This is a genomic window from Campylobacterota bacterium (assembly GCA_020633995.1).
Classification (GTDB): domain Bacteria; phylum Babelota; class Babeliae; order Babelales; family RVW-14; genus JACKCO01.
Map to the genome: position 1 here is coordinate 1 of JACKCO010000005.1, position 13,244 is coordinate 13,244.

General features: G+C 42.1%; 10 protein-coding genes, 1 tRNA gene and 1 rRNA gene. 11 read left to right on the forward strand and 1 reads right to left on the reverse strand.

Going from position 1 to position 13,244, the window contains the following annotated elements; genetic code table 11:
* Window positions 1-80: 80 nt before the first annotated feature.
* A 16S ribosomal RNA gene (locus H6679_05340) occupies window positions 81-1,621 on the reverse strand.
* A 367-nt stretch (window positions 1,622-1,988) separates the two neighbouring features.
* Here H6679_05340 and H6679_05345 point away from each other — a divergent pair.
* From H6679_05345 to H6679_05395, 11 genes are all read left to right on the forward strand, one after another.
* Entirely contained in the window at window positions 1,989-2,201 is a 213-nt protein-coding gene (locus H6679_05345; GenBank protein ID MCB9493670.1) for a hypothetical protein, read from the forward strand.
* Between the two features lie 145 nt (window positions 2,202-2,346).
* A complete protein-coding gene (prfB, locus tag H6679_05350; GenBank protein ID MCB9493671.1) occupies window positions 2,347-3,432 on the forward strand; it encodes a peptide chain release factor 2 in 1,086 nt (361 codons plus the stop codon).
* Between the two features lie 7 nt (window positions 3,433-3,439).
* Complete coding sequence (tilS, locus tag H6679_05355) at window positions 3,440-4,429, forward strand: tRNA lysidine(34) synthetase TilS (GenBank protein MCB9493672.1); 990 nt, start codon at window positions 3,440-3,442, stop codon at window positions 4,427-4,429.
* Window positions 4,430-4,536: 107 nt separating this feature from the next.
* Window positions 4,537-5,841: a TonB family protein gene (locus H6679_05360; GenBank protein MCB9493673.1), complete on the forward strand. Its 1,305-nt coding sequence runs from the start codon at window positions 4,537-4,539 to the stop codon at window positions 5,839-5,841.
* Between the two features lie 136 nt (window positions 5,842-5,977).
* Entirely contained in the window at window positions 5,978-7,384 is a 1,407-nt protein-coding gene (locus H6679_05365) for an FAD-dependent oxidoreductase (protein ID MCB9493674.1), read from the forward strand.
* Window positions 7,385-7,448: 64 nt separating this feature from the next.
* Window positions 7,449-8,345 carry an NAD-dependent epimerase/dehydratase family protein gene (locus H6679_05370; protein ID MCB9493675.1) on the forward strand — a complete coding sequence of 299 codons (897 nt, stop codon included), beginning with the start codon at window positions 7,449-7,451 and terminating at the stop codon, window positions 8,343-8,345.
* A gap of 141 nt (window positions 8,346-8,486) precedes the next feature.
* Window positions 8,487-8,573 (forward strand) — tRNA-Leu (locus H6679_05375).
* Window positions 8,574-8,723: 150 nt separating this feature from the next.
* A complete protein-coding gene (gene dnaJ / locus H6679_05380) occupies window positions 8,724-9,851 on the forward strand; it encodes a molecular chaperone DnaJ (protein ID MCB9493676.1) in 1,128 nt (375 codons plus the stop codon).
* Window positions 9,852-9,956: 105 nt separating this feature from the next.
* Window positions 9,957-11,072 carry a hypothetical protein gene (locus H6679_05385; GenBank protein ID MCB9493677.1) on the forward strand — a complete coding sequence of 372 codons (1,116 nt, stop codon included), beginning with the start codon at window positions 9,957-9,959 and terminating at the stop codon, window positions 11,070-11,072.
* Window positions 11,073-11,093: 21 nt separating this feature from the next.
* Complete coding sequence (gene serS / locus H6679_05390) at window positions 11,094-12,335, forward strand: serine--tRNA ligase (protein ID MCB9493678.1); 1,242 nt, start codon at window positions 11,094-11,096, stop codon at window positions 12,333-12,335.
* A 34-nt stretch (window positions 12,336-12,369) separates the two neighbouring features.
* A complete protein-coding gene (locus H6679_05395; GenBank protein ID MCB9493679.1) occupies window positions 12,370-13,242 on the forward strand; it encodes a DUF58 domain-containing protein in 873 nt (290 codons plus the stop codon).
* The last annotated feature ends 2 nt before the right edge of the window (window positions 13,243-13,244 follow it).

Here is a 13,244-nt window from a genome sequence, read left to right on the forward strand (position 1 = left end):
AATTTAGGACCTGAATAAAGGATCCAAGTTTGTTAACACCTTAAAGTGAATGCAATCCATTAAAGGATTGGATAATCTCCCTCGAAAGGAGGTGATCCAGCCGCAGGTTCTCCTACAGCTACCTTGTTACGACTTCACCCCAATTACCCTCTTCACCTTCATAGCCCCCCTCCGTTTAACCGGTTGGGTAAGACCATTTCGGGTGCAGACGACTTTCGTGGTGTGACGGGCGGTGTGTACAAGGTCCGAGAACGTATTCACCGCGTCGTTCTGATACGCGATTACTAGCGATTTCAACTTCATGAAGTCGAGTTGCAGACTTCAATCCGAACTTAGACGAGCTTTCTGGGATTTGCTCCACGTCACCGCTTCGCTCCCCTTTGTACTCGCCATTGTAACACGTGTGTTGCCCTGGGCATAAAGGCCATGAGGACTTGACGTCATCCCCACCTTCCTCCTGGTTTCCCAGGCAGTCTCGTTAGAGTGCTGAATAAACTAGCAACTAACGACAAGGGTTGCGCTCGTTAAAGGACTTAACCCAACATCTCACGACACGAGCTGACGACAGCCATGCAGCACCTGTGTACTCGTCTGTGTAAACACAGAACCCAGTGTCTCCACCGGTAGCAGGTACATGTCAAACCCAGGTAAGGTTTCTCGCGTAGTGTCGAATTAAACCACATGTTCCACCGCTTGTGCGGACCCCCGTCAATTCCTTTGAGTTTTAATCTTGCGACCGTACTCCCCAGGCGGGCCACTTAACGCGTTAGCTTCGACACCAACTTTGCTATGCAATGCTGACATCTAGTGACCATCGTTTACGGCGTGGACTACCAGGGTATCTAATCCTGTTTGCTCCCCACGCTTTCGCGCTTTAGCGTCAGTAATAAGCCAAGAAGCCGCCTTCGCTACTGGTGTTCCTCTTGAGATCTACGCATTTTACCGCTACTCCAAGAATTCCACTTCTCTCTCTTATACTCCAGCTTTCCAGTTTCAATTGCACTCCCCCGGTTAAGCCGGGATCTTTAACAACTGACTTAAAAAACCGCCTACGCGCTCTTTACGCCCAGTAATTCCGAATAACGCTCGCACCCTTCGTATTACCGCGGCTGCTGGCACGAAGTTTGCCGGTGCTTTCTAAAGTGGTACCGTCAGCCCCCAAGATTATTAACCTTGGGTATTTCTTCCCACTCAACAGAAGTTTACAATCCGAAGACCTTCAATCCTCCACGCGGCGTCGCTGCATCAGGCTTGCGCCCATTGTGCAATATTCCCCACTGCTGCCTCCCGTAGGAGTATGGACCGTGTCTCAGTTCCATTGTGACCGTACACCCTCTCAGGCCGGTTACCCATCATCGCCTTGGTAAGCCTTTACCTCACCAACTAGCTAATAGGCCGCAGGCTCATCCTTTGGCGGTAGCAAGAGGCCACCTTTACCCGTAAACGGGACTATGCAGTATTAGCCTTAATTTCTCAAGGGTATTCTTCACCAAAGGGCAGATTCCTACGTGTTACTCACCCGTCCGCCACTGTACTCGCCCCGAAGGACTTTCTCGTTCGACTTGCATGTGTTAAGCACGCCGCCAGCGTTCATTCTGAGCCAGGATCAAACTCTCCATATCTAAAATTGACTAGGATCCTCTATTCAGGAATTTTCCATATATATTTCAAAGAATTAACCAAATGACCAAGCTCTTAAATAAGGCCTCAAAAGGGCTTTATTCGTCGCATTTGTTTTGATCCATTTGATAGGTAAGAATTATACAGCCTTATTTTTTTTCTTGCAAGAAGAAAATTTAAGTTTTTATAAAAAAATTTCCCTTACTAGCTCAATAAGCCCAACACAGCACCATTTGCAACAATTCACACCATACAAAATACTGCGAAACAAGCTACTTAATATAAATAATTGACTATTCATCATTCACTTTAGTACGATAAAAATGTACCGGCGACTATAAAAAAAGTTAACCTTAGGAGACTTAACAATGAGCAAAAAGGGCGCTCTTAGTAGATCAAACAATCATAGCAATCAAATTGAACAACATGAAAAAGACGTAGCTCGTCAACGCTTTGAAAGTAAAAAGCGCAAGAAGGTGGACTCCCTTAATAAAAGAGATAAACGTCATATCAAAGGTAATTTCGAAGGCACTCACATCTATTCCATACCAAATGAAAATAAAAAGGGCCGTAAATTTTGACGCCAACCCTGGCAAGGCTTGATTATCGGCCGATTATCGTGTTTACTTAACATTATTGTAAGGGAATGCGTGCTCAACTACAAGCCGCACACTTCTTTCCTTTGTTAACTCATTCCATCACCCCCATTATTATAATTTAAAAACCATGCTGATAGACGAATTACGCGCTAAAATTAAAGAACATGAAGAAGACGTTGCCATCATTCAGGACTTTTTAAAGCAATCAAAGTCCCAAGAAAAATATGATGAGCTCTCAAAGCAAATCAACCAAGAAGATTTTTGGCAACATCCAGAGCGAACAGCTATATTAAGTGAATATCAGAACGTGAAAGATATCACCGAAACAGCAAATCGTATTCTTAGAGCGTATGACGAGTCTTTAGAGTTACTGGAACTCTTTAAAGATAACGAACAAGAAATTGAATCAATCAAACATGACATTTATAAGCTCTGCAGAGAAGTTAGCAAATTTAAGCTCCAAATTTTACTCGACCAAGAAGATGACAGTAAAGATTGCTACTTGAGCATTAACTCTGGCGCTGGAGGCACAGAATCTCAAGACTGGGCAGAAATGCTGATGCGCATGTACCTTCGCTTCTGCGAGCGGGAAAATTTTAAAGCAAGCATAATCGACTACCAGACAGGAGAAGAAGCGGGAATAAAATCTGCAACAGTTTTGGTTAAAGGCAAAAATGCCTACGGTTTTTTGCGTACTGAGGCTGGCATTCACAGACTCGTTCGCATTTCTCCCTTTGATGCAAGCAAACGCAGGCACACATCCTTTGCAGCTATAACGGTTATACCAGAGATTGAGGATGCCAAAATAACCATCAACGAAGCTGATCTTCGCGTTGATACCTTTCGAGCTGGAGGAGCCGGGGGACAGCACGTCAATAAAACTGAATCGGCCGTACGCTTAACTCACATCCCAACAGGCATTGTGGCCCAGTGTCAAAATGAACGTTCTCAGCTACAGAACAAGCAAACGGCACTCAAATTACTTAAAGCAAAGTTGGTTCAAAAGCAAGAGGAAGAAAGACACGAGCAGGAAAAATCCATCAAAAAGCAGAAAATCGAATGGGGATCACAGATTAGATCATACGTACTCCATCCGTATAAAATGGTTAAAGACCATCGCACAAATTATGAATCTCCACGCCCAGAAATTATTCTTGATGGTGACATAATGCCACTGATTGAGGCTTTTTTAATCTCACAATCTCAAACATAAAAAAATAATGTTCTTACAAAATTTACTCACTCACACTAAAAAGCTCATTGCTCAATACGCTCAAGCGAAAAACATTAAGCAAACCCCAACATTCATACTTGGTCTATCTGGAGGGCCAGACTCCGTTTTTCTGCTCTATATTTTGCATAACCTTGTGCTCAGCAATCACATCCGGCTTGTTGCTGCACATCTTGACCACCAGTGGCGCAAAGACTCTGTACATGACGCTACATTTTGTGAACAACTCTGCGCACAGCTTTCTGTTCCTTTTGTCAGTACGTCAATGAGAGAACTCAATCCACCCAGCATAAAAAACCGTTCAAAAGAAGCACAAGCTCGTATGGCACGCCGGTTCTTTTTCTCTCAATGCTTAGAAAAGAAAAACGCAGATGGCATTATCCTTGCCCATCACGCACAAGACCAACAAGAAACCTTTTTTCTCAGACTTATTCGAGGCTGCACTCTAGAAGGCCTATGTGCCATGAAAGAAATCGATGGACACTACCTTCGTCCGCTTCTCCACACAAATAAAAGAGATATTCTCGACTGGCTAGCACAGAACAACATTTCTTTTCAACACGATCCTACCAATGAGTCCAGCAATTTTTTGCGCAATCGCATTAGACACACTGTAATTCCCGCATTACAAGCATGTGATACACGATTTGATAAAAAATTTGCATCTAGCCTTGCAGCACTCAAACAAGAAAAACAGCTCATTACAAACATAGCGACGCAAACATTCAGCGATACATTCTTTTATGAGAGCAACAAACTGTGTGGTTCTATCTCTAAGCTCAAAAGGCTTGCGCCTATTTTGCGCAACAAACTCATTATAGAACTACTTATAAAACAGAAAGTCAGCTTTCACCCAAGCACTGGTCATCTCCACGAGATATCAAATTTTCTTTTCAACGGAATAAAATCATATCATCATGTTGGACAGAATTGGAAAATATGTAAGAAACAAGACTCATTCTGGATTGAGACACAATAGCTCTCTTTGTATGGCTTTCTTTTATCGCTTGGTACATGTTAAGCTTAAAGCGGTTAAAAAATGAGAGCTCCAGCCGTTGTGAATAAAGAAGATAGGAGAAAGAATAGATGCCAATCGGTTTGAATGAAGAAACTTTCTTCAAAAGACAACTCAAACGAATTAAAGAGCGCCTTGTATCTTTTTTACTCTTTTCGCTCCTTATTCACACGCTATTACTCTTTCTTGTCCTGGCTGTAAAATTTGCTCCCAAAACACGTTCCCTTGTAGAAGAGTTGAGCAAGTACTGGTCCAAAGAAGAAAGCACCACCAAAAAACAACAGCGGCAAGAACTGCTTGCAACACTCCAAACACTTCGCCCCAAACAAGACATGCCTGCAAAACTAACTGCAGCGCGATCAAAATTTGGATGGGTTATGTTTTCTGACGCACCCCAACCTCAAACACTAGAAATTCCAACCACAATGGATGGGGAGGTTGGAGCCACCCCAACACCATTTGCAACAGAAACTGAACCTACCGCAGACAACAGCCCCACACCTCCAGCCTCAAACCAAGCCCAACAAGCAAATCAAGAAGTAATGGCACAGGCCAAACAGCTAAGCGAGCAAATACAACAATTCACAACACAAGAAGCAGTAGCATTAAATCAATCAGAGCAACATAATCAACCAGATACTAAAACAGAAACACCGCCAGCGCAACTTCCCCCAGCGCCCCCTAATAAGTTTGTTGGACATGCCCCAGAAGAAGCATGCGAGCACAATGCCCCGCCAGACAAATCACTCAACCAGCAACACCTGCAAGTGGCTAAGCAACCAGCAACGCAGGAGCAAGCGCTTGAAAAAAGACAAACCAAGCAAAACAATGCGCAGCGCATCAAAGCCATTGAGCAACTACAGGCTAAGCTTGACAACCTCGCAGCATCAAAACAACAAACAAATGAGGTCAGGAAGACAGTTCTGCGTGGAGCACAAAGCGAAGAACCAAAACCCAAAAAAAATATTATCGCCCTAACCAAAGGTTTTGTTGAAAATATAAAATCTGATGGCGCGGATTTGTTGGATCGCGACGGAGATCCTAATAAGCGTCCATCGCTTGAAGAACTCAAATATTTTTCGTATGAATCAAAAATTAACTGGTGTCTACAAGCAGCATGGAAACAAAATTTTGCCTCAAAACTTATGACTGAAGCATCCGAGGGCAAAGCCGTTATTGAATTCACGATCGACGCCCAAGGCAACGTCGCAAGCAGTAATTTACTCTCATCATCAGGTAATCAGAAACTTGACAGTGTAATTATGAAAAACCTTCTTCTTGCGCAACCATTTCCACCGCTACCAAAGCATTTCCAAACAAACAGCTACACGACAGGCAGGGTTATTCACGTCTATCCAAACAAACTTGGTTTTTAGAGCATATTTAGAATACGGGCAAGACTCTCTAAAATATGCTTAATTTTGAGAAAGATTGATTTCATCGGCCAAGTTGTTATTATTGGAGTATTGTTGCAAAAGCTTAATGCTTGATCATCATAAAAAAGGAGAGAGCGTGGCAGAGGTTGTCATCCTCGGTGCTGGGCTGACTGGTTTGAGTACTGCTTATCACCTCGAGCAATACAACTGTTTTGATTTTAAAATATTTGAACAACACGACCGCCCTGGCGGTCTCCTCCGTTCAGTTTCTTCTGATGGCTTTACGTTCGATCACACAGGCCATCTTCTTCATGTTAACAATGATTATTTTCTACGCTTCCTTCAAACCGTTACCCAACTAACTGAGTTTAACTTAATTACACGTCAGTCTAATATTTTCACCCACAGTACAATGCTACCGTATCCTTTCCAGATGAACCTGCATGGATTACCAAGTACTGTCATTGCCGAATGCATCGAAGGATATGTTTCACGTACAAAGTCACGCAAAAAACCCACAACTTTCCACGAGTGGGTTTTGAAACATTTTGGGCACGGCATGGGCAAACACTTTTTCTTCCCATACAATCAAAAGATTCTGTCATACGACCTGAAAAAAGTGCACCCTTCATGGACCGGACGCTTTGTACCTCAAACAAACCTCAAAGCCATCATCGAAGGCGCTATAACTCCACAGGAAACCAAAAAGGTCGGATACAATAGCTCATTCTACTATCCCAAGCAGGGAGGCATTGAGTTTTTAATTAAAAAAATTAATGCACACGTTAAAACACCCGTTACACTCAATCACAAAGTTAGTCATATTGACACCCAAACAAAAACAGTATTTTTTGAAAATGGAGAACAAGAAAAATACAATCTTCTGATTAGCACCATGCCCCTCAACAATTTGCTGAAAACAACAAAATTCACATCGGGCAAAAATTACGCACAAGCAGAACAAAAACTCCTATGCAACTCGGTGATAAACATTAATCTTGGACTCTCTCAGAGCAACGTAGGAACAGGCCACTGGACATATTTTCCTGAAAGAGAATATCCATTTTATCGCCTTGGCTACTGGCATAATATTTGTAGCTCTTTGGTCAAGGCAAACTGTAGTGGAGTATACGGCGAAGTATCGTATCTCAAGCAAAAAACATCTCCACGACAACTAAAAGAACTTACACATCTGACAAAACAACTCATGCTCAAAACGCTTAATGTCAAGTCCAACGATATCATGACAGAAAAAATATTACACCTTAACCATGCCTACGTTATTTACGATCTTTGGCGAGAAAAAAACTTAGGCCGACTACTCGCAAGCCTGCAAACCGAAAACCTTTATTCCATAGGTCGTTATGGACAATGGAAGTACTCAAGCATGCAAGAAGCTGTTTTAGACGGCAAAACTATGGCTGAAGATATTTTAATGCTCCTTAAAACAAAACCCACTCAAATCCCGGAAGCACCAAAAAGAAAACAGCCAGAAACTACACGTAAGCAACCTTCGGTTTCGCTAAATAAGAGCACGATATAAATCTGGTAAATAACAAAAGTTCAACATACTTTAAGTACTGATAACGTAAAAAAGGTAGAGAGTAATGAAACAATTTGAACAGTTTTATCAAGGTAAAGAGGTACTTGTGACGGGTGGTGCCGGATTTATTGGCTCACACCTTGTTGAAAAGCTTGTACAACTGGGAGCAAAAGTATCAGTCCTTGATAATTTCTCAACCGGCAAGCTAGGAAATCTCACCTCGGTTGCTTCTTACATTTCATTACTCTGCTCAGATGTACGCTCTGCTTACAGTTGCATAAAAGCAACCGTCAATAAACAAATTGTTTTCCACCTGGCCTCATTTGTCTCGGTACCTGAATCAATTAATAATCCAAGCCTATGCCATCAAATCAATGTACAGGGAACCCAAAACTTACTGGAGGGATGTAAAAAAAACAATGTTGGCACCGTGGTCTTCGCCTCATCCTCTGCCGTTTATGGCAACGCAAAAAAACAATGTCACGAAAATGACACCCCAAGCCCACAGTCGCCCTACGCACAAAGCAAGCTCGACGGCGAAACTCTTTGCAGGGAGTACGGGCAGGCATATAACATTAATACTGCGTGCTTACGATATTTTAATGTCTACGGTGAACGCCAAGATCCAACTGGAACGTATGCGGCTGTTGTTGCAAAGTTCAGACAACAGCTGCTGTCAAAGCAACCGATCACCATTTTTGGCGATGGCACACAAACACGCGATTTCATTAACGTAGCAGATGTTGTTAACGCAAATCTCAAAATAGGTATGCTGCAAGGAACTCGTGGAGAGGTATTCAATATCGGTTCAGGCAGAAGTATTACGCTACTACAACTACTTGAGCAACTCGAACAAGAGCTCAACATCAAGCGAAGCGATGTACTCTTTCAGCCCGCACGACGAGGTGACGTTATTCATTCACAAGCAAACTGCGAAAAATATACGAAAATTCAGATTTAAAAAAACGTTCTTTCTACCCCCAAATAATATCTTGGTAAAGATGGACCAAACTTTCCATCTTTTTGCGTCTGCGGCCTTGGCGTTGCCATAAAAACCTGATATGATAAGCGTACTTTTAGAAAATTTCCTGATCTCATCTATGCCGAAGTGGCGGAATTGGTAGACGCGCTAGGTTCAGGGTCTAGTCCCTTCACGGGGGTAGGGGTTCGAGTCCCCTCTTCGGCACCAGTCTTATAAAACCTAAAAACTCCCATTCCTACCTTGAATTTTACCTCTATAGCAGATATACTCAACTAATCATCTTATAGAGATGGACTAAGATTTTATTCGCTTCTTTTTATAACTACCGTTACTTTTTTACAAAAAGACAAAGATATTATGGCTAAACGCGATTACTATGAAGTGCTAGGCGTATCAAAAGGCGCTAGTGCTGATGAAATCAAAAAAGCATACCGAAAACTGGCACTCAAGTATCACCCAGATAGAAATCCTGACAACAAAGATGCCGAAGCTAAATTCAAAGAAGCAACTGAAGCGTATGAAATACTCTCCAATGAGCAAAAACGTAAAACATACGATCAGTTTGGGCACGATGGAGTACAGGGTCAAGCTGGCCAGTACCATGACATGAATGATATCTTTGAGGGCTTTTCAGATATCTTTGAAAACCTATTTGGCGCTGGAGGAGGAAGAGGAGCTCGTTCACGCAAGCGAGGAGAACCCGTTCCTCAGGCTGGGCAAGATCTTTCTCAAAAAGTACACGTTACCCTGAAAGAAGCCTATGAAGGCTGCAAGAAAGAAATCAGAACATACCGCTTCAATCAATGTGAGCCCTGCAAAGGCTCTGGTTGCAAACCGGGTACAAAAACCACAACATGCGCTAACTGCAAGGGACAAGGCACCGTTTCTTTCAGGCAAGGTTTCTTTGCCTACTCACAACCATGTAACTCATGTTATGGCCAAGGATTTACCATTTCAGACCCATGTCCAAGCTGTCGCGGGCAAGCGCGCACGCAAAAACATGAAAAACTCACCATTTCTATCCCTGCTGGCATTTACAATAATGCAGAACTTCGCGTTTCAGGCAAAGGCGATGCTGGCGTTTTTGGTGGACCATCAGGTGACCTATACGTCGTCATTGATGTGTTGCCCGACGATAATTTTTGGCGTAAGCAAAATGATTTGTACACCGTACTGCCACTCAGCTACCCTGAACTCGTACTCGGCTGCACAACAAAACTAGAAAATATTGATGGGGAAAAAGTATCCGTCAAAATACCTGCAGGAACTCCCGTTGGCAAAGAAATACAAATTACTGGCAAGGGGTTTGCACAACTACGCGCAAGTGGCCGAGGTAATTTAATTGTCATTGTTCAATGTGCTATTCCGACAAAGCTTAGTGAAGACACAAAACTTGCACTCAAGGCATACGCTGAAAAATTATCTCAAGAAAAAAATAGCATGGGTTCAGGTTTTTCCAATTTCTTTAAACGTTTCTTAGGATAGCTGGGACCTGTTTTATACACCTTGTTGTACAATAGGAATTTTTTATGATAGGGTATACCGAACTTTGTCATAATCCCGCAAAATTCGTTTTTTGAAAGGCCACATATGTACAAAAAAGTACTTAGTTGTGCACTGTCTTGTGCTACGCTTTTGACATTGTGTCCACACAAGTCACTCCAAGCGTATCCCATTTATAGCAGTTACCTTGAAACGCAAATAAACAAGTATGCAAATGATTACCTTCGTCAGGAAGGCGTTGACAGCCAAACAATCCCAAGCAAACTACGCTGGGAGTACGAAAGCAACCTTGAAAAGGCAAGCAACCGGCTCAGAGAGTGCATCAGCACGTCCTACTTTGGATCGGTTGATGATGCTAAAGTACGCCAAGTAGTTAAGGAAGAGCTCGCCTCTTTTGCACGAACAATGCACTCTATCATTAAAGCGGAAGCCCTCGATATCAAGGTTACCGAGCAAGTTCACAATGAGCTTTTCAGCCAGGGGCTTACTCCCGATGATATTCCATCAGAACTTGTTTCTGAGTACCTTCAAATTGGCCACAAAGTCATGGTAAAACTACGCAATACTATGCGCGAGGACCAACGTACCTACGTTCGTATCAATGAGATAGAAAAAACTGTGCGTGATGAATTTGCTTCTTTTATCAGCTACGTGAAAAGCCTGCATACTGGGCATGGTAATTTTTCCAGTCACTTCAGCTTCTGGAATTGGATTTTTGGCCCAGCTATTGCTCAGCCAACTGCACCAAGCTATGTCTCGTCACAATCTGACCGCGTGAAACGATTTGAATTAGAAGCAAGGACAAAAGAAGCCGCGGAAAGAGTAATGCGCCTTAACTGTCTTGATCCAACCTCTCTATCCAATAGAGTGAGTCCAGACTATCAACGTAAACTTGACGTCATTAGAACACGTATGCGTAATGACATGAGCATTAACAACCGTGATTATGTTTACTTAGAGGATCTGGAACGTACAGCACGACAAGAACTGCAGTCAGTTATAGACAAGGCTACGTTCAAAAATGAAACATGCTCTATTTGTCTTGAGGGGTATACTCCAGGCGAACGTGTTGGTATTCTGAACTGCTCAAGTGCTCACGCTTATCATAAAGACTGCATTTACCCTTGGCTTGAACGTGATACGTCATGCCCACTTTGCCGCAAAACAAATGTTATAGTTGCAAAACAAGAAACAGTCCCTTAACTTTTTTAAGTAGCGATAAAAATGATAGACCTTCAGTTGCTCCGAAAAGATCCTGAACTCATTAAGAAGAGTATCCTTACCAAAGAGCCATCCTTTGACGTTGATCGGCTCATAGAGCTTGATGGCAAGAATCGACAGCTCAAAATTGATGTTGAGTCAATTCAGAAGCAAAAAAATGATCTTGCCAAACTTGGCAAACAAGGACTCACGCAAGAGATTAAGCAACAATCCATCGAGTTTGGTAAACAACTGAAGGTCAAACAAAAAGAACTCGAATCTGTTGAGCAAGAACTAAAAACTTTATGGCTTTCTTGCCCTAACATTCCTTACCCAGATCTGCCAATTGGTAACAAAGAGGCAAACAAGGTTGTTAAAACCATTGGTGAGAAACCAAACTTCAGTTTCGAGATTAAAAATCATTTAGAACTTAACGAAGCCTTGAAATGGCTTGATTTTGATACTGGAGCAAAAATTAGTGGTGCTCAGTTTGTTATCTACAAGGGGCTAAGTCTTAAAATCATGTACGCGCTCGTTCGTATGATGATTAAAAATAACACTGAACATGGCTTTCAGCCGATTCTGCCACCCTACCTCGTCAATGAAGAGACGTTGTACAATGCTGGAAACTTGCCAAAATTTGAAGGCGACTATTATCGCATAGCTGATGAAAAACTTTGCCTTATTCCAACATCAGAAGTTGCTCTGACAAATCTACATACCGATAGCATCCTGTCTACCGACGAACTCCCGGTACGTTATACATCGTGGACAAGCTGTTTTCGTAAGGAAGCCGGTGGTTACGGCTCTCAAGACCGTGGACTAATTCGCATCCATCAATTCGAAAAAGTTGAACTTTACTCATTGTGTCACCCAGATAAATCACCTCAAGAGCTTGATCATATGGTTAGTTGCGCCGAAAAACTCTTGCAACAACTCGGGCTTCATTATCAGGTCAGCATGCTTGCAACGCAAGATTGTTCGTTTCAATCAGCAAAAACATTTGATATTGAGGTTTGGCTACCAGGACAAGATCGTTACTACGAAGTTTCATCATGTAGTAACTGCACAGACTTTCAGGCACGCAGAGCAAAGATCAGACACCGTTCAGCTCACGACCAAAAACCTGAGCTCGTTCACACACTCAATGCATCATCTCTTGCTTTGCCACGTCTTGTGGTCGCATTAATGGAAAATTATCAACAAGCAGACGGTTCTATTGCATTACCTCAAGTACTGCTTGATGAGATGAAAACACTTTGGTAACAGATTATTATCATTTAATCATAAGGGGCCTGCTATGCTTAATGATGATATCAGGCATAAAGTTAAAAAAATTAAAATCCATACAAAGCGCTTGATGCAAAGCTCTTTGACAGGCGATTATCTTTCTGCCTTCAAAGGCTCTGGACTTGAGTTTGATCAGCTTCGAGAATACCAATTCGGAGACGATGTTCGTTTTATTGACTGGAATAGTTCGGCTAAAATGAACAAAATAATGATCAAACAATTTACAGAAGAACGTGATAGAACAATTATCTTGGCAATTGACCTATCAACCTCATCTCATTTTTCATCACAGCAAGATCTAAAAAAAGATCTTATCGCCCAGGTGGCTGCAACTATTGCCTTTGTTGCAAGCAACAACAAAGACAAAGTTGGCGCTGTATTTTTCTCAGATCACATAGAACACTGGATCGCTCCCGCTCGAGGGAATAGTCACGTTGGCAAAATTATTGAAAATATATTTTCACTTCAACCAAAAAGTAAACAAACAAACTTACAAGAAGCGCTTCGCTTTCTCATCAGGCTAAAAAAACGAAATGCTGTGGTTTTCATGCTATCTGACTTCATTGATGAGCTTGATTCTTATAAGAAGCTTTTGAATATTGTTCGTTATGAATACGACTTTATTGCCATGCGTATTTTAGATGAATGCGAAAAAGCACTTCCCAACGTTGGGAAACTGCAAGTACAAGACCCCGAAACTGGCGGCACATATCATATTGACACATCGTTAAAGCAGCTTAATACCTTTTTGCAAAAACGCTTAATTGAGCAGAAAAAAGTCTTTGAACGATGTAAAATTGATATGCTTGATTTGCATATTGGCAGATCGTTTATCCACGTGTTAGTCAATTTTTTTCACCAACGTATACGAAGGCAGATCTAACG

Excerpts from the sequence above, each read along its gene's own strand:
- dnaJ (MCB9493676.1), top strand. The coding sequence starts at position 8,724 with ATGGCTAAACGCGATTACTATGAAGTGCTAGGCGTATCAAAAGGCGCT.
- H6679_05395 (MCB9493679.1), top strand. The coding sequence starts at position 12,370 with ATGCTTAATGATGATATCAGGCATAAAGTTAAAAAAATTAAAATCCAT.
- prfB (MCB9493671.1), top strand. The coding sequence starts at position 2,347 with ATGCTGATAGACGAATTACGCGCTAAAATTAAAGAACATGAAGAAGAC.
- H6679_05345 (MCB9493670.1), top strand. The coding sequence starts at position 1,989 with ATGAGCAAAAAGGGCGCTCTTAGTAGATCAAACAATCATAGCAATCAA.
- tilS (MCB9493672.1), top strand. The coding sequence starts at position 3,440 with ATGTTCTTACAAAATTTACTCACTCACACTAAAAAGCTCATTGCTCAA.
- H6679_05370 (MCB9493675.1), top strand. The coding sequence starts at position 7,449 with ATGAAACAATTTGAACAGTTTTATCAAGGTAAAGAGGTACTTGTGACG.
- H6679_05360 (MCB9493673.1), top strand. The coding sequence starts at position 4,537 with ATGCCAATCGGTTTGAATGAAGAAACTTTCTTCAAAAGACAACTCAAA.
- H6679_05385 (MCB9493677.1), top strand. The coding sequence starts at position 9,957 with ATGTACAAAAAAGTACTTAGTTGTGCACTGTCTTGTGCTACGCTTTTG.
- serS (MCB9493678.1), top strand. The coding sequence starts at position 11,094 with ATGATAGACCTTCAGTTGCTCCGAAAAGATCCTGAACTCATTAAGAAG.